Genomic DNA, 17,101 nt, shown 5'->3' with positions numbered 1-17,101 from the left:
TTAAGTAAAATAAAAATGGCTGTCGACTTTCTCGACAGCCTGAGGAAGAGGACAAGCGCCCTCTTCCTTTTTCCTATTAAGCCTTTCTTGCTTCGCCCTCCGGCTTCTGTCCCATCTTCCCACTACGCAGTGGAATTTCCTTCAGGAACAGCGCGATGATGACAGCGATTCCCGCTACAATCGCCCCAGTCAAAAACGTAGTCGTAATCCCATAGCTCATCGCTTCCCGGATCATATCCAGCATGTGAGTAAACAGCGGCTGCAAATCCGGTGGCAAACTAGCCAGCGTGGCTTCAATTTTCGGCTGATCCAACAAATTTTGCGGATTCGTAAAGAGCGCCAGCTTCTCTGCCAGAGCAGGGTCGGCTGCTGCGGGATTGTTCGCTTGACCCATGGCTCCCGACAGTTGCGTCATTTTTGCAGACATGCTGCCACTCATGACGGTTCCCATGACAGCAATTCCAATGGTCCCACCGAGGTTGCGGAAAAGCTGCGACGTTGCTGTAGCGACACCCAATTGCTGTGGTGCAACTGCATTTTGCACGGTCAAGGAGAAGACCGGCATCGCAATCCCGATCCCCAAACCGAGAATGATCATGTAGATCACGAGCAAGTAAATCGGTGTGACTGGCGACATGAAATACATCAGCACCATGCCCAAGGTCATGACGAGAAGTCCACCCAGCGCCATCTTTTTATATTTTCCCGTCTTGGTCATGATTTGTCCGGCGAGTGCGGAGGTCGCGAGCATGGCAATCGACATCGGCATCGCCACATAACCGGCCATCGTCGGGGAGATGCCTTTGACCCCTTGGACAAAGAACGGCACATAAATGATAGCGCCCATCATCCCCGCGTTGAGGAAGAATCCAACCAGATTGGAGACAGTAAAAATACTGTTTTTAAACAGACCAAGCGGAAGCACGGGAGTCTTTACTTTCATCTCAATCATAATAAACACGATTAACGCAACGATGGTGACGGCAAACAAACCAATAATTTGCCACGAGCCCCAAGTGTATTTGCCCGGGCCATTACCTGCCCACGAGAAGGCGAGCAGCATCGGTACGATGGTGAGCGTCAGGAACAGCGAGCCGAAGTAGTCGACAGACTCTCCTTCTTGCTTCGGTACTTTTGGGAAGTGAATCATGATCAACAGAAAGGCAATCACGCCAATCGGCAAGAAGATCCAGAACACCCAGTGCCAGTCGAGATGGTCAACGATATAGCCGCCCATCAGAGGACCGAGCACACTGGATACGCCGAAGACAGCACTCATGATTCCGCCCCATTTTGCGCGCTCGCGAGGTTCGTACAGATCACCCATGGCGGTAAAAGCAGTGGACATGATGATCCCGGCACCCGCCCCTTGAATGCCACGATACGTAATTAGTTGAAAAATATCGGTAGAAAACCCGGACAACAAGGCTCCGATACTAAACAACGCGATACCCGTTAAAATAAACGGTTTTCTTCCATATATATCGGAGAGCTTCCCAACCAGCACAGAAGCAACGGTTGAGGTCAGTAAATAAATCGTAATCGCCCACGAATAGTAATCCATGCCACCCAGCTTTGAGATAATACGCGGCATGGCAACACCGATAATGGTCTGGTTGATCGCGGCGAAAAACATAGCCGTAATAATCGCGATCATAATTGTTACTTTCTTTTTCTCTGTCAATTGTTGCAATCTTGATGCTCCTCTCTTTGTTGCTCGATATTCTTCAAAACCTGGTGATAGATGCGGACTAAGTGTTGCTTGTCTTCATCAGATACGCCTGCAAAAAACTGTTCAATGGTATTTCTCACGATGATTTTGTATTGCCGCAGGATTTCTCTTCCTTCATCGGTTATGTCCAGTTGCACGACGCGGCGATCCGTACTGTCACGATTTCTCGTGGCGTAGCCGCAAGCAATCAATTTATCAGCAAGACTCGTAACAGCTCCGGGGGTAATGTTCATACGTTCTGCAATAGAAGATGCCTTCTGCGGACCGTTCATATCTAGAATTCGCAAAAGCATGGCTTGTGATCCTGATACGAGTGGGTCCAGACGCTTGTGTGACTCAGTTGAAACTTTTCGTTGGAGCTGTATATACAGTTCTTCAAAATTGACTTGGCTTTGCATGGTACCCTCTCCTGTTTTCATTGCTTAATTATATATGGAGTTAAATGTTTACCCACTAAAACATTTATGAGTATACAACGCCTCATCTATCGTAGTCAAATTAACCTTTTACCAATTTGACCAATTCAGGTGGTCATTATGTGATGAATTTCGTTATAAATCGGGAAAAAATACTAATTTTCGACCGGATTTCATGGAATTTTCAGAGTTGCGATGCTACAATCAGTTTTGGCATTCTTTTCATCTTAGATAAATAGATAGGTGGGATTTTAACGTGTTTGGGAAAAAGTTAACCAGCGCATTGCTCGCCACAGCGCTGATGAGCCCGATGTCGGCTTTTGCTGCGGAAGGGGCGAAACAGCCAGCAGATGTCGTGCTAACCAACGGCGCGGTCTACACAGTGGACATGAAGAACAACTGGGCAGAGGCAGTGGCCATTCGCGGTGATGAAATCGTCTTTGTCGGCGCAGATGAATATGCAAAAGCACATATCGGCAAGGATACGAAAGTTATCGATCTGAAAGGCCAAATGGTGTTGCCAGGTTTTATCGATAGCCATACGCATGCGAGCAAAACGACGGGACTCATTTACTCCATTGATTTGTTTGACGGAGGCTCTGTCGAGGAATACGTTGCAACCATTGAGAAATTCGTAAAAGAACATCCAAACGAACCAACATTGCAAGGACGCGGCTGGAGCAACCCGGTTGTGCCTGGTATCGGTCCGCGCAAGGAAGTATTGGATAAAATCGTTCCAACGACTCCAATCGCGTTGACCTCGGATGATGGACATTCATTGTGGGTGAACTCGGCAGCATTGAAGCTGGCCGGAATCAAGAAGGACACGCCAAACCCTGAAGGCGGCATTATCGAGCGCGATCCGAAAACAGGAGAGCCATCTGGAACGTTGCGTGAAAGCGCAATGGATCTGGTACTGTCAAAAATCGGCGGATACACCGTACAACAATACAAGTCCGGAATTGAAGCATACCAAGAAAAAGCGGTTGAACGCGGCGTAACGACCGTGCGCGACCCGGATATGCTACGCTATCCAAACGTATTGGAAGCATACGAGGAGCTCGCGAAAGAGGACAAGCTGACCATCCGCTTCCGCAATGCATTGACAGCGAATCCGGAAAAAGGACCTGAGCAGGTCGCAGAATTCGTAAAAATCCGTGAGCGCAATCAAAACCCGCTATTCCAAGTCAACGCCGTCAAAATCTTCTTGGATGGTGTCGTAGAAGGCGCTACAGCTTACTTGGAAAAGCCGTATATCCATAAGGAAACAAACGGAGAATTAATCTGGAAGCAAGAGGTTTACAATCAAACAGCTACCGCAGTGGACAAGGCAGGCTTCCAATTGCACGTCCATTCCATTGGGGATGCTTCTACCCGTATTGCACTGGACGGTATGGAGCTCGCTGAAAAACAAAATGGCAAGCACGATGCTCGCCACTCGCTCGTTCACTTGCAACTGGTCAATGAAACAGACATCGAGCGCTTTAAAAAGCTGGGTGCAGTCGGAATCGTGCAGCCGTTCTGGTTTATGCAGGAAGAGGGCTACTACGAAGAGATCGAAGTACCGTATTTGGGGAAAGAACGTGCAGAAAAAGAATACCCGATGAAGAGCTTTTTGAATAAAGGGGTGCATGTAGCTTCTTCGTCTGACTACATCGTAACGCCAGAATTCAATCCATTGCACGGCATTCAACAAGGCATTACGCGAATCGAGGATGGTGTAACTGATCCGAGCAAAATTGCCAACCCAGACGAGCGTGCGACGCTTGCGGAAATGATCGCCAGCTTCACGATTGATGGTGCTTACGCCAACCACGTGGATGATATCACAGGCTCGATCGAAGTCGGCAAGAAGGCAGATCTTATCGTGCTCGATAAAAATTTGTTTAAAATTCCAGCCACGCAAATCAAGGATGCGAAAGTCGTGCTGACCTTGGTTGAAGGGAAGGAAGTCTATCGTCAAAAGGAAGCAAAGTAAGTGGGGAAAAATGGTCGTCCATTGCGATGACCATTTTTTTGTGCAAGCGCATCTGCTGACAAATTAGGTCGGGAAAGGATTCTTGTCTATCTTTGAGGAATAATTCATACGATTCAGATTCGAGCAAATGCTGGAGGTGTCCGATTTGACCCAAACAGAAGGAATCAAAACGATCAAACTGGAGATGAACGCAGGAGGCAATCCATTCGTGGTTCACACCGCGGTTCTATGGGATGAGAATGAAGCCATTCTTGTAGATACAGGCATCCCTGGACAATTGGAGTTGATTCAGAACGTACTGGCGCAAGAAGGGATTCCTTTTGAAAAATTGACAAAAATCATCATTACCCATCAAGACCGGGATCATATCGGCAGCTTGCCTGAAATGGTAGCAGCAGCGGAAGGACGCATACAGGTGGTTGCTCACGAAGTAGCGATTCCGTATCTGGCTGGAGAAACACCTTTGATCAAAAGCGGGCTACTTACTCCTCCGGTAAAAGTGGATCATGCCGTACAGGATGGCGTCGTTCTCCCGTACTGTGGAGGTATTCAGGTGATTTATACGCCCGGTCATTCGCCAGATCACATCTCTTTGTATCATATTCCGAGCAAGACGTTGATTTCAGGAGACGCCCTCACAGCATTAGAGGGGGTACTGATGCCTTTCAATCCCGAATTCACGCCTGATCAAACGACTGCCCTACAATCGATCCGCAAGCTGCTTGCGTTCGACATTGAGACAGTGATTGCCTATCATGGTGGTGTTTGTACAGGGGATATCAAACAGCGCCTTACGGAGATCGCAGCAAAGGAAGGGAACGATTAATATGAATATCCGCAGAGCAAAAGGACAAGAAGCAAGCGAACTGAGCGAGCTAGCCTATCGCTCCAAAGCGTATTGGGGATACAGTGATGAATTCATGGAGGCCTGTCGCGACGACCTTACGCTATCACCTGCCCATATCGAGGAACACGAAGTATATGTGTTAGAGGATGAGGGCAGTATCAAGGGCTTCATGAGTCTGGAAAAGGATGCAGAGCAAGAGCAGTGGCTATTAGGCTTTTTGTTCATGGAACCGGAAGCAGTCGGAAAAGGTTACGGAAAGGCTCTGTGGCAGCATATGGTGAAGGTGGCACAAAAGCTGGAAATCCCAGTCATCACCATCCACAGTGACCCGTACGCAGAACCGTTTTACTTGTCGAGGGGAGCAAAGCGAGTAGGAGAAATCGTGTCTACCGTGTTCCCAGGAAGAGTATTGCCGTTGTTGGAAGTGGAGATCGGATAGTCCTTCCTTATTTCACGATTTTATACCGGATCGCCTTGGCAACGGCCTGTGTACGATCTTCTACGCCCATTTTCTGCAAAATCCGATGGATATGCGTCTTGACGGTTCCCTCGGAGATGAGCAAGTGCTGTGCAATTTGCTCGTTCCGTTTACCGTAGGATAGCTGCTCAAGTACGTCCTGCTCTCGATCGGTCAACTGATCTAACATGACAAGAGGGGGAAGCACAGAGTCAGTATCAGAGTCAGAATGAGAGGCAGATTGGTGATTCTTTTGTTGAAACTGTAGAGCCTCTGCTAGAGCCTTGGCAGCAGTAGCCGTGTAGAACAGCGCCTCTCCCTGATGGGCCCTGCGAATGAGGTCCAGCATGTCCTGTGAATCGGAATCCTTTAGCATATAGCCGATAGCACCTGCGCGAATACCGTCTACGATGTAATCGTACGTGTCAAAGGTTGTGAGGATTAATACTTTTATCAAAGGATGGAGTCGAGTGATTTCTCGGGTTGCATCGATTCCGGACATGTTCGGCATCTGTACATCCATTAAGACTACATCAGGAATGACTTCGCCTACGAGCTTTACCGCTTCTTCTCCATTGGAAGCCTCCCCGCTTACTTCCATATCCTTCTGCATTTTTATGACATACCCCAATCCTTGACGGATCATCGTTTGGTCATCGACCAGGACCACGCGAATGGTCTCTTTTTTGTTTTGATTTACCATGCAGGCATTCCTCCGTTTACATCGTTATTTGCTCATCAAAGCGGAAAACTGATATCAATTTGAAAGCCGTGGGGCGCTCGAATGGAATAGGAAAGGTCTCCGTTTAATTGCTTCGTTTGTTCTGCGATACCTGTTAAACCAAAACCCGGTTTGATTTGATGATGACTCGTAATATTCCCATTGTCCCAAATGGAGAGGAAAACAAAGTTTTGCTTTTTTTCAATCGTGATAAAAATCTCTGTTGCATCAGAATGCCGGATGGAATTGGTAATCGCTTCTTGGAGAATCCGGTAAAGCGTAATAGTCATCTGCTGTGAGAGGGGAATATCTGGATTGGGACTGATCAATTGCATTTTGATGTCGGTATGCTGTTGGGCTCGTGATAAGAGTATACGCAGCGGTGTGATTCCCAGAGAGGATTTGTCTGCGGCTAATGTATGAACAGACGAGCGTATATCATCGAGGCTTTGCTTGGATACCGTAAGCATGTCACGGACAACCTCCTGTGCGTCACTTGGTCCACCTTGCAGCATGTATTTCAAAGCATTCAATTGAACGATCAGGGATGTGAGACTGTGTCCCAAAGCGTCGTGAACATCGCGGGCGATTCTGGTCCTCTCCTCGAGGACAGCGGCACGGAGTGTATTCACAGATGCCTCTTGAAGTTCAGAATGAGCTTCCTGGAGTTCAACATGCGCCTTTTGCAATTGTTTAAGATGCTGCTGACTCGATTCCTTTGCTTGATTTTGAAGAGATAATCCTCGTGCGCCAATATACCATCCGATATAGGCCACGACATAGCCTATTACCTCCTCAAACATATAGTCTTTATAAAAAAACATATAAGAAAAGGAGCATGTGCCAAAAAAAATCGCATAGTACAATGCTCGACGTTCCAAAATGTGAAAACCAATAAAAGCTACCAATGGCAAGGATAAACCGATCTCTTCCCCTACATATAGAACCTTGATAAATGACACGGTACCAATCACGATAATGGCGATGTCTTTTTGATAAGGCTTCCAGTTCCTTTTTGGTCTGAGAAACATCAGCAGGAAGCAGAAGATGATGATCAGAGAGATGATAAAGGGAATGGTGGATTCATGCATGTAAGCAGTTGGAATGAGAAAAAATGAGATCAATACAAAAAAACAAATGAGCAGGAAACGAGAGCGTAAAGATGCAGTTGAATCGTTCAAGAAAACAACCTCCTTTCTTGGAATACGTACCCATTATAGTTTCATTTTAGCATGCGCTGTCGTCTATCTCCGGGTGTACGGTCTTCTATCTCTGGATAGATAAAATCGGATTCCATAATTTGACTACCCGATAGACTTCGGGGGCCAATCGCATAAGTAAAATGTGATTTGTGGAGGGGAACACCCCGAACGAGAGAGGGTCCCCAAAAAATGGGTAGGGAGGCTTTTATGAACGAACTGTTTCAGTTAGCGAAGATTCTACAGGAAACGAGTAGCGTGTTTTCCGCGCTTTCCATGCAAGCATTGGATTCAAGTGATATCACCTGGCAACAAGTTCTCATTCTAGAACAAATCGCGATCAGCCCAAAAACAATGGGTGAGATCAGCAAAGCTATTAATCTTTCCTATAGTACAACCTCGGGATTAATTAGTCGGCTGGAGCAGATGAACTTGGTGCGCAGATTTCGTGATAAATCGGATCGGCGAATTGTGTGGGCAGCATTGACGGAGCGCGTACTTGCGAATAGGAACCTGCAAGAGGGGATCAGTTGCACGCCAGCAACTCTCCATTCTTTACGCGAGCTTATTTTAGAAAAGGAAATACTGAGTTGATACGTTGGAACTTTCTATCCATGAAGGGGTGAGAAAATTTTGAATATATCTGAACTTTCCATTAAACGTCCGGTCACCATGATTATGATATCCGTGGCCATCTTCATTTTTGGTTTGGTTACCTTTCCGCGCTTGGCCATTGAACTGATGCCGTCATTGAGTTCGCCGGTTGCGGTAGTTGTGACATCTGTTGAGGGGGCGGCTCCGGCTGAGGTAGAAAAGCTGGTTACCAAACCGATGGAAAATGTATTAGGCACGGTTCCGAATTTAGACAAGATCACATCCACTTCTGTTAACGGCTCCTCCTCGGTCATCCTCCATTTCAAGTGGGGAACAAACATGGATCAAGCGACGCTGAATATGCGAGATAAAGTAGATTTGGTCCGAGGGAGCTTGCCTGAATCGGCTGGTTCACCAAGGGTGTTGAAATATGATCCGTCAAGCCAGCCGATTATTGACCTGGCTGTAACTGGCGATCAAGATGTCAACAAACTGAAAAAAATCGCGGATGATTTGATTAAATCCCGCTTGGAACGAATTAACGGTGTTGCTTCTGTAAGTGTCACTGGTGGGCAAGAGCGTATCGTGGACATCATCGTGGACCCAGCCAAACTAGCAGCTTATGGATTGACATTGGATCAAATCAAGTCAGCACTAGAAAACAACAATATATCCGGATCAGCCGGTGCGATACGGGAAGGTGACGGAAAGACCAGTATTCGTGTGCAAGGTGAGTTCACGAGTGTGGATACCGTAGCTCTCACTCCGATCTCTGTCGGAGGAAGCTTCATCCGAATGAGTGATATCGCCAACGTAACAGATACGATCAAAGAAGTGACCAATCTGAGCTACATTGATGGAAAGCCGAGCTTGGGAATTGCCGTGATGAAAGGCACCGGCGGCAATACGATTAAAATCGCGAAAGACGTAAAGGCTGAGCTGGAGAAAATTAATAGCACGCTTCCACCCAATGTAGAAACACGTATCGTTTTCGATACCTCCACATACATTCAGAGCTCCGTTGACAACACGGTAGTACATGCTCTGGCAGGTGGTGCCATTGGCGTACTCATGCTGTTCTTCTTCTTGGGCAGTCTGTCATCTATGCTCATTGCTGTCATTGTCCTGCCTGTATCGATCATATCGACCTTCCTCTTGATGTACATGACAGGTCAAACTATCAACCTGATTTCCCTAGCAGGTCTCACGCTCGGATTAGGATCATTAGTAGACTTTGCTGTGGTTATGCTGGAAAACATTTTCCGTCAACGGGAGCAGGGCAAGAGTATGATGGAAGCGGCATTGATCGGTTCCAAAGAAGTAGGAACGGCAGTAATGGCTTCCGCATTGGCGCAAATCTGCGTATTTTTGCCGATTGCGCTGACAGAAGGTCTTGTTGCTGAGCTGTTTGCCCCGTTGGCATTGACAGTCGTATACTCGCACATCGCAGCACTCGTTTTCACCTTCTTGTTGGTTCCGATGATGAGTGCGCGCATGTTAAAAACAATACCGGAGCATACGAATCACGAAAACTATCGCGGCATCAATCCACTAATCTGGTTTAATATCGGATTCCACAAAGTGGAAAAAGGCTATCAAAGGGTGCTCAAATGGGCATTGGGTCATCGGAAAACGGTGATTGGATCTGCTTTTGCCATGCTGATTGGCTCATTGATGCTAGTTCCATCTCTCGGAGCCGGGTTTTTCCCAGATATGGACCAAGGATTAATTCAGGTAGAGATCAAGCTGCCAAAGGGTACTATCTTGACGGAAACAGAAAAAGTAATGAAGCAAGTAGAAGAAGTGGTCAATCAAGTGCCAGAAAAGAAATTGGTCAAGTCCTCGGTCGGAGGTGGCGACGGTATTTCAGAGAGCGGTGCATCTACTTCTCATAACGCAACGATCGAACTGCACGTAGGAGAGATTTCTACGAGACAGCGATCGACAGAGGAAATTGCTGTAGGCCTGCAAGAGCAAGTCAAGCATATTGCTGGAGCCGATATCAAGGTGAAATCCCTTTCCGGTGGTATGGGGGGCGGAGCAGCTATCTCAATTGAAATTCGCGGAGATGATCTGGACGTCTTAACGGAACTGAGCGAGATTGTGAAAGGGGAAATAGCCAAGGTACCGGGAACGATGAACGTCTCTACCAGTGTTCAGGAAATGAGTCAGGAGTTCGATGTGAAGGTCAATACAGAGAAGGCGAGCTTGTACGGATTGACAACAAATGAAATCCTTTCTGCTGTGCGAACTTCTTTCCAAGGTCAAACGGTTACCCAGTATCGTACGGGCGAAGATGAAATTGATATCAATCTCAAGCTGCCAGAAGACTATAAGGAAGATATCAATTACTTGAAGAACCTGCGTATTTCCACGCCGACGGGCGCTCAAATCAGCCTCACGTCTGTAGCGACCATCAGCAAAGTCGATGTACCGCCATCGATTGAGCGCAAAAACATGACGCGTGAAGTGACGGTCACAAGCGATTTGATCGGGGATAACCTGCAAGCGGCCGCGTCGGAAATTACGAATATCATCAAAAAGCTGAATGTTCCGGATGGATACACCATCGAAATGGGCGGGCAGAGCGAGGATATGGGAAATTCTTTTGTGAATCTGGGTCTTGCGATTGTCTTGTCCGTCGTGCTTGTGTACATGGTTATGGCTGCTCAGTTTGAATCACTCTTCAGTCCATTTATCATCATGTTCTCGGTTCCTCCGAGCCTTACTGGGGTCATATTAGGGCTTTTGTTTACAGGCACACCTATTACCGTATCTGTTTTGATCGGGTACATTTTGCTGATTGGTCTGGTCGTGAACAATGCAATTGTGTTAATCGATTTGATCAATCAGTTGCGTGCAAAAGGTTGGGAGTTACATGAAGCGATTTTACATGCGGGGCCTGCTCGTCTACGCCCGATTTTGATGACAACCCTCACGACGATTATGGCTATTGCTCCGCTCTCCGTTGCTGCCGGGTCTGGTTTAGAACTGCAAGCGCCAATGGCTACTACCGTCATGTATGGTCTGATCTTCTCCACCATGATCACACTGATACTCGTACCTGTGGTTACCGTATGGTTTGACGAGATGGGGCAGAAGAGGCGCAACAAACGCAAGCAAAAGCAGGAAAAGAAAAGCCTTACCACGTTGGAATCGACAAACGCATGAGAAAAGAGGAGGAACCATTCATGATCATAAATAAAAGAATCGCGATTGTGGCGTTACTCACCTTCACCTTGATCACAGGCTGCGCAAGCCAGGAGGATGCAGCGACGACTGCTGCCCAACCAGCAGAAACGGTTACCCCTGTACAGGTTGCAACGGTAGCACCAGGTGTGGTCACATCTGAGTCTGGACTGACTGCGAAATTGGCACCAAGTGAGGAAGTTCAATTGTCACCAAAGACCGGTGGGAAAATAACGTCTCTACCCGTAAAGCTGGGTCAGCCCGTAACAAAAGGACAATTATTGTTTACACTCGATAAGAATGAGCTGTCTAACACCGTAAGAGAACAAGAAGCAGCTCTCCGAGTGGCAAAAGCGAATTTAACCCAAGCAGGCAGCACTTCTAACCAAGGCTTGGTGGAAGCACAAAATGATTTGACGGAAGCAGAACGAGCGCTTGCAGACGCAAAACTGAATCAACAGCGTAATCAGCAGCTATTTTCGCAGGGAGCGATTGCTGCTGAGAAAATGGATGAGGCAAATACAACGCTCACAAAAGCCCAGATTTCCTATGACAATGCAAAGCAGAAGCTGCAAAGCGCGAAACAAAAAACTGGTGTGCAAGTATCGGCAGCGAGCGTAACGGAGTCTGAGGTCAGACTGCAAAATGCTCGTGAGCAATTGGCGAATGCAACGGTGGTCTCCCCAATCGACGGATTTGTCGCAAGTGTGACCGGAGCAGTAGGGCAGATGGCAGGCCAGCAACCGATTGTGACCGTCGTCAAAACGAATCCACTTGTGGTCAAAGCGAATTTGTCCGAAGCAGATGTGACGAAAGTAAAGGTAGGAACAGTCGTCAAAGTAAACGTGCAATCTACAGGAAAAACGATTGATGCAAAAGTAACGGCGATTAGTCCGGTCATGGATTCTCAGCTCAAAGCCTATCCAGTAGAAATCACGATCCCGAATGCTTCCCATGAATTGAAGTCCGATATGGTCGTGAATGTTACCTTCCCGCAAGATTCAGCAGGAGGGAAGTCACTGGTCATTCCTCGCAAGGCGGTATTTGATCGTGAAGGCAGACAATACGTGTTCAAGCTGGAAGGGGAAACAGCCAAGCAAGTGGAAGTGTCGACGGGTAACTCGACAAGCGAGTTGATTGAAATAGTATCCGGCCTAGCGAATGGAGATAAAGTCGTAGTAAAAGGCCAGACGCTGCTTGCAGATGGCGGCAAGGTGAGTATTCAGGAGTAAGCAGAAATGTAACCAAAAGAGGCGGAGAAGATCCGCCTCTTTTGGTTATCAAATGGAAAAATTAAAAATCAATGCCCCGAACCTTTGCGTAAACCATCGTGTCACGTAACGTACCATCGATGCTGCGCTCGTCTTTTCGAAGGATTCCTTCTAAGATAAATCCCGACCGTTCAGCGACGCGGGAGCTTGCTATATTTCGAGAATCACATCGGATGACGATACGGTTTGCTTGCAGCTCACGGATCGCAAAGCTCGTAATACCAGCTACTGCCTCGGTAATGTAACCTTGTCCCCTACATGATGTGCGAACCCAATAGCCGATCTCAAATTTTCTTGCATCCCAATCAATCTGGTGTAGACCGCTACAGCCAATTAGCTGACCAGAGTGCTTATCAAACAAATGGAGGCGGAGATCAGAACGCTCCAAAAATTTCAGTCTTGCTTGACGAACGTTGACCTCAGACTTTTCTTCTGTGGGAAGACTTTGTGCCCAGGGCATCCACGGACACAAATCTTCTATACTTTCCGTCAGTGCCAGGTGAACCATTTGACCATCTCCGGCCAAGGGAGCTCGGATGTGTAGACGACTCGTTTCAAAACTCTCGGGAAAAGAAAGTAAGAGTGGTTCGATGGACAATTTGATCACTCCTGACAAGAAATTTATTCCAAATAGTAACACAAAGCATACATGCATGGTAAGTAAACAGCACCAAAACCACTCGGGTTGATTGACAGTAAAAATTCTCTTTGTTATAGTTTCAATGATAATGATAATCAGTATCGACTAAGGTATTACTTACATCTATCTTACAAACGTACATAAGGGAGGCTCATCATGCTTACGAACCAAACAGGAAAAGCTGTCCTTGCTGTCATTTTTGTGTTCTCGCTTTTTTTGACGGCATGCGGTGGAGCCAATACGGCAACGCCAGCACCCGCGACAGATTCTGCTTCCAAGCCAACTGACAAGTCCAAAATGCGCAGCATCGAAACACCAAAAGGAACAATTCAAATTCCTGACAAGCCACAACGTATTGTGACTGACTATTACGCAGGCGAGTTGATTGCAGTAGGCGGAAATGTAGTCGGTGCAGAGACGGAAGCTTTCAAAAGCCCGTTTACTGTGGAACAGTTAAAAAATGCGCAGGACGTGGGTAGCCCGCGGATCAATGTGGAGAAAACATTAGAGCTCGCTCCTGACCTCATCGTCGTCATGTATGATGACAATTATGAAGCCCTGTCCAAAATCGCTCCAACCGTTTATCTCCCATTCGGTACGGCGACAAATATTTACGATACGGTCAAATTGTTTGGAGAAGTGGTTGGCGATAAAGAAAAGGCTGACAGGTTCATTGCAGACTTTGACAAGAAGGCTGCCGAGGGTCGCGAAAAGCTGAAAGGCATCGTGGATGAGAATGCGACTGTCGGTCTCTACGAGCTGACCAACAAAGGAGATTTGTGGATCTTCGGTGACAACGCAGGGCGCGGTGGTCAAACGGTGTACAATGCATTGAAGCTGAAAATGCCGCACGCAGACAAATCCAAAGAGCAAACCGTACAACTGTCCATGGAAACTTTGCCAGAATATGCGGCAGATTACATGTTCGTGACTTTCTACAATCCGGACAAAAATAGCGAAGCCTTGAAAACCTTGCAGGCGTCCGCTGTCTGGAATGCGACCTCTGCTGCCAAAAACAATCAAATTTTCTACAACGACTACGATACATTCTATCGCTATGACCCAATCGCGATCACAGCACAAATTGATATAATCGTAGATATGCTGATCAAAAGACAAGAAGAGAACAAAAGTAAAAAATAGCTTACAACGGAAGCCATCCCTCGTCGGGTGGCTTTTCTTCGTCTCACGTAATAAACCTTACAAAATGGAAAGGTAACTGTAAGGAACATCAATAGCTCCTATTCTGGAATTTGGTTACAGTTAATAGCGACGGAAACAACGAACGCTAGCCAATAGAAAGAATGGAGGAACGTAGCATGAGTACTGCTGTACTAGAAGTAAAAGACGTTCAGAAAATATATGGGACAAAAGGCGAGAGCCAGTCGCATGCCTTAAAAGGCGTATCGCTGACCATAGATAAAGGAGAGTTCGTGGGAATCATGGGGCCATCCGGTTCGGGTAAAACGACTCTGCTTAACGTGATTTCCACACTGGATCGTCCTACGGAAGGCTTTATTGAAATTGCGGGAACGAACATTACACAGATGAAGCGTAACCAGCTCGCAGATTTTCGCTCGCAAAAGCTCGGCTTTATCTTTCAAGATTTCAATCTGCTAGAGAATTTAAGCGTATATGAAAACATTGCATTGCCGCTGTCCCTGCAAGGTGTCCCTTCCAAAGAGATCAGCAACAAAGTAAGTAAAGTGGCACAAACACTCGGGATCGAAGAGATTTTGCAAAAATATCCGGTTCAAATTTCTGGAGGGCAAAAGCAACGCGCAGCAGCAGCACGCGCACTTGTGCATGATCCGGCGATTTTGCTGGCGGACGAACCGACAGGCTCCCTCGACTCGAAGAATGCGAAAAGCTTGCTGGAAACGATGACAGATTTGAACGAGAACCACCAAGTATCAATCATGATGGTTACGCATGATGCTTTTTCTGCGAGTTATTGCAAACGTATCCTGTTCATTCAGGACGGCAAGCTGTACACCGAGATTCAACGTACGGGGGATCGTCAGCAATTTTTCAAACAAATTCTGGATGTACTGGCCGAGCTGGGTGCATCACATGATGTACGCTAGGAGGTAACGTTTCATGCTTTTCAAGCTATCCTTGTCCAGTATGCGGAAGATGATGAAGGACTATCTGGTTCTGCTCGTGGGTCTGGTCATCTCCATTTCGATTTTTTACATGTTCCAGACGCTTGCCCTCAATTCTGATTACACGAAAAACAACTCGATGATCTCTTCGATTCAGATCGTTTTCAATGTAGGGGCATTCCTGCTGGCGTTTATCACGATTTTTTATATCTTCTATGCCAACTCATTCCTACTCTCACTGCGGCGCAAAGAGCTCGGAATGTACATGGTCCTAGGGGCGAAGAAGGGCAAAATCAGCCAGATTTTGTTCCTGGAAACATTGACGATGGGGATTATTTCCCTGGTGATCGGTAGTCTGGTTGGTATTGCGCTTGCAAGCGGTATCGGCGTTTTGCTCATGAACCTGCTGGAGATTTCCACGGATGGGTACTATCCTTTTTATCTGCCAGCGATTTGGATGACATGGGGATTCTTCCTCATCCTGTTTATCATCACATCCACGATCAATGCGGCTCGTTTGGCTCGTGCAACTGAGCTCGCTCTCATCCGTGCCGAGCAACAGAATGACAAAATCAAGTCAAAAGGAATCGGAGCGGTTTTGGTCGCTATCCTTGGTGTTATCCTGTTGGCTCTGGGCTATACATGCCTGCACTTGATTATGTACCTGCAAGCACTCGGCTTTATCGTAGGCGCTATTTCATGCACAATCGGGACGTACTTGATATTCATCTCGTTGCTGCCCGTTCTTGTACAGGCTTTGAAGAAAAATAAAAAGCTGAATGATAGCAAGTTGAACGCATTCACCTTTGCTCAACTGCGCTTTCGGGTGAACAACCTGACCAAAATCCTTGGCACAGTAGCCATGCTGATCGGGCTTGGTGTCGGGGCGATGGCAGGAGGCTTGGCCTTCCAGCAAAACGTCAATTTGTTTACCACGGTGTTCCATATGTATGACGTGAATCTGCATGATCCGGTAGAAGCGGATTATCAGGCATTGAAAAAAATGAACGTCATGGAGCAAAATACGTATCGATACAAGGTCGACGACAAGGCGTATTACTACTTGAAGGAAGACTTGCTGGCAAATCCGCTGTTGCTTTCCACGAACAGCATTCAAAATTACTCTGCTGACAACCAGCCAAAACTTGTGACAGATCCGCTTCCGAAAGAAACGTATATCGTTAGTGCGTCAAAAGAAGACAAAGGTAAATACGATGCTATTCCTGAGGATTGGGACAAAGCGATATTCACCAATTTTATCAACTACCAGATGATTGAGGGCAAATCTGTTCTGGTTGTGGATCAGGCGACGTATGAGCAAACCGCTGGAAGTGAACACAAGGTTCTCCTTGCCCAGGTAGACGACTATTTGAAATACACGCAGGAATTAAAAGCAATGGATGAGCGTCAAAAGCAACTGATAGGGTCTATCACAAATGTAGAAGCGAAAGACGTATACACATCTTCCAAATACAGCACGTATGCGGGCATGTATATTTTCACAAGCGGGACGATGTTCATGGGCTTCTTCCTCGGCATTGCCTTCCTGGCGATGATGGCGAGCTGCCTAATGTTCAAAATCTTGTCCGGTGCTTCCCGTGACAAAGACCGTTACAGCATGCTGCGAAAAATCGGCGTACGTCAATCGTTGCTCGTTGGCTCGATCTATAAAGAGCTGTTCATGGTATTCATTTTCCCGGCGATAGTCGGTCTGATGCACGTATTGATCGGTATGGAGATGTTCTCGTTCATCCTCTTGGATCCGTATCTGAACATCTGGATTCCAACGCTGATTTTCGTTGTGATCTATGCGATTTACTATTACATCACGGTTCAGCTTTATCGTGGAATTGTGTTGCCAAAAGAAGTGTAATGTTAATCGAAGAAATCCTCCTCATTTGAGGGGGATTTTTTTGCTTTTTATTCGGAGCTGTTGTGGGGAAGAAGCCCAT

The 17,101-nt window shown here is 46.8% G+C and carries 14 protein-coding genes; 9 read left to right on the top strand and 5 right to left on the bottom strand.

Features of this window, described 5'->3' with window-relative positions:
- Positions 1-76 precede the first annotated feature (76 nt).
- Positions 77-1,693 (bottom strand): MDR family MFS transporter, encoded by a 1,617-nt coding sequence (locus ASG16_RS12000; RefSeq protein ID WP_056490792.1) that lies wholly within the window; start codon positions 1,691-1,693, stop codon positions 77-79.
- Positions 1,681-2,130, bottom strand: a complete 450-nt coding sequence (locus ASG16_RS11995) for a MarR family winged helix-turn-helix transcriptional regulator (protein ID WP_241970743.1) — start codon at positions 2,128-2,130, stop codon at positions 1,681-1,683. The genes ASG16_RS12000 and ASG16_RS11995 overlap by 13 nt, the downstream gene beginning before the upstream one ends.
- A gap of 274 nt (positions 2,131-2,404) precedes the next feature.
- On the opposite strand from ASG16_RS11995, the gene ASG16_RS11990 reads away from it, so the two are divergent.
- The 3 genes from ASG16_RS11990 to ASG16_RS11980 all read left to right on the top strand — a co-directional run bounded on the left by ASG16_RS11990 (position 2,405) and on the right by ASG16_RS11980 (position 5,412).
- Positions 2,405-4,126, top strand: a complete 1,722-nt coding sequence (locus ASG16_RS11990; RefSeq protein WP_056490786.1) for an amidohydrolase — start codon at positions 2,405-2,407, stop codon at positions 4,124-4,126.
- Between the two features lie 136 nt (positions 4,127-4,262).
- Complete coding sequence (locus ASG16_RS11985) at positions 4,263-4,952, top strand: MBL fold metallo-hydrolase (RefSeq protein WP_370444397.1); 690 nt, start codon at positions 4,263-4,265, stop codon at positions 4,950-4,952.
- A 1-nt stretch (position 4,953) separates the two neighbouring features.
- Positions 4,954-5,412: a GNAT family N-acetyltransferase gene (locus tag ASG16_RS11980; protein ID WP_056490780.1), complete on the top strand. Its 459-nt coding sequence runs from the start codon at positions 4,954-4,956 to the stop codon at positions 5,410-5,412.
- Positions 5,413-5,419: 7 nt separating this feature from the next.
- Here ASG16_RS11980 and ASG16_RS11975 read toward each other — a convergent pair whose 3' ends face one another.
- Together ASG16_RS11975 and ASG16_RS11970 are read right to left on the bottom strand one after the other, a co-directional pair.
- The gene (locus ASG16_RS11975) at positions 5,420-6,133 is read right to left on the bottom strand and encodes a response regulator transcription factor (RefSeq protein ID WP_056490778.1); all 714 of its coding nucleotides are present in this window, start codon (positions 6,131-6,133) and stop codon (positions 5,420-5,422) included.
- Between the two features lie 35 nt (positions 6,134-6,168).
- Complete coding sequence (locus ASG16_RS11970) at positions 6,169-7,332, bottom strand: sensor histidine kinase (protein ID WP_056490775.1); 1,164 nt, start codon at positions 7,330-7,332, stop codon at positions 6,169-6,171.
- Positions 7,333-7,560: 228 nt separating this feature from the next.
- Between ASG16_RS11970 and ASG16_RS11965 the strand changes: the two genes are divergently transcribed.
- From ASG16_RS11965 to ASG16_RS11955, 3 genes are read left to right on the top strand one after another with little or no spacing between them, the layout of a single operon-like run.
- On the top strand, positions 7,561-7,944 hold the full coding sequence (locus ASG16_RS11965) for a MarR family winged helix-turn-helix transcriptional regulator (RefSeq protein ID WP_056490772.1): 384 nt from the start codon (positions 7,561-7,563) through the stop codon (positions 7,942-7,944).
- Positions 7,945-7,983: 39 nt separating this feature from the next.
- Complete coding sequence (locus tag ASG16_RS11960) at positions 7,984-11,115, top strand: efflux RND transporter permease subunit (protein WP_056490769.1); 3,132 nt, start codon at positions 7,984-7,986, stop codon at positions 11,113-11,115.
- A 20-nt stretch (positions 11,116-11,135) separates the two neighbouring features.
- The gene (locus ASG16_RS11955) at positions 11,136-12,365 is read left to right on the top strand and encodes an efflux RND transporter periplasmic adaptor subunit (RefSeq protein ID WP_056490765.1); all 1,230 of its coding nucleotides are present in this window, start codon (positions 11,136-11,138) and stop codon (positions 12,363-12,365) included.
- A gap of 61 nt (positions 12,366-12,426) precedes the next feature.
- Here ASG16_RS11955 and ASG16_RS11950 read toward each other — a convergent pair whose 3' ends face one another.
- Entirely contained in the window at positions 12,427-13,002 is a 576-nt protein-coding gene (locus ASG16_RS11950) for a GNAT family N-acetyltransferase (RefSeq protein ID WP_056490762.1), read from the bottom strand.
- A 198-nt stretch (positions 13,003-13,200) separates the two neighbouring features.
- On the opposite strand from ASG16_RS11950, the gene ASG16_RS11945 reads away from it, so the two are divergent.
- The 3 genes from ASG16_RS11945 to ASG16_RS11935 all read left to right on the top strand — a co-directional run bounded on the left by ASG16_RS11945 (position 13,201) and on the right by ASG16_RS11935 (position 17,022).
- Complete coding sequence (locus ASG16_RS11945) at positions 13,201-14,187, top strand: ABC transporter substrate-binding protein (protein WP_056490760.1); 987 nt, start codon at positions 13,201-13,203, stop codon at positions 14,185-14,187.
- Positions 14,188-14,363: 176 nt separating this feature from the next.
- Positions 14,364-15,131 (top strand): ABC transporter ATP-binding protein, encoded by a 768-nt coding sequence (locus ASG16_RS11940; RefSeq protein WP_056490757.1) that lies wholly within the window; start codon positions 14,364-14,366, stop codon positions 15,129-15,131.
- Between the two features lie 13 nt (positions 15,132-15,144).
- Positions 15,145-17,022, top strand: a complete 1,878-nt coding sequence (locus tag ASG16_RS11935) for an FtsX-like permease family protein (RefSeq protein ID WP_056490754.1) — start codon at positions 15,145-15,147, stop codon at positions 17,020-17,022.
- The last annotated feature ends 79 nt before the right edge of the window (positions 17,023-17,101 follow it).

The sequence above is a fragment of the Brevibacillus sp. Leaf182 genome (assembly GCF_001423865.2).
GTDB lineage: Bacteria > Bacillota > Bacilli > Brevibacillales > Brevibacillaceae > Brevibacillus > Brevibacillus brevis_C.
This window is presented reverse-complemented; position numbering and strand designations above follow the sequence as displayed.

Coding starts and splice junctions, on each gene's coding strand:
- ASG16_RS11955 (WP_056490765.1), top strand. CDS start 11,136: ATGATCATAAATAAAAGAATCGCGATTGTGGCGTTACTCACCTTCACC.
- ASG16_RS11975 (WP_056490778.1), bottom strand. CDS start 6,133: ATGGTAAATCAAAACAAAAAAGAGACCATTCGCGTGGTCCTGGTCGAT.
- ASG16_RS11940 (WP_056490757.1), top strand. CDS start 14,364: ATGAGTACTGCTGTACTAGAAGTAAAAGACGTTCAGAAAATATATGGG.
- ASG16_RS11945 (WP_056490760.1), top strand. CDS start 13,201: ATGCTTACGAACCAAACAGGAAAAGCTGTCCTTGCTGTCATTTTTGTG.
- ASG16_RS11965 (WP_056490772.1), top strand. CDS start 7,561: ATGAACGAACTGTTTCAGTTAGCGAAGATTCTACAGGAAACGAGTAGC.
- ASG16_RS11935 (WP_056490754.1), top strand. CDS start 15,145: ATGCTTTTCAAGCTATCCTTGTCCAGTATGCGGAAGATGATGAAGGAC.
- ASG16_RS11980 (WP_056490780.1), top strand. CDS start 4,954: ATGAATATCCGCAGAGCAAAAGGACAAGAAGCAAGCGAACTGAGCGAG.
- ASG16_RS11995 (WP_241970743.1), bottom strand. CDS start 2,130: ATGCAAAGCCAAGTCAATTTTGAAGAACTGTATATACAGCTCCAACGA.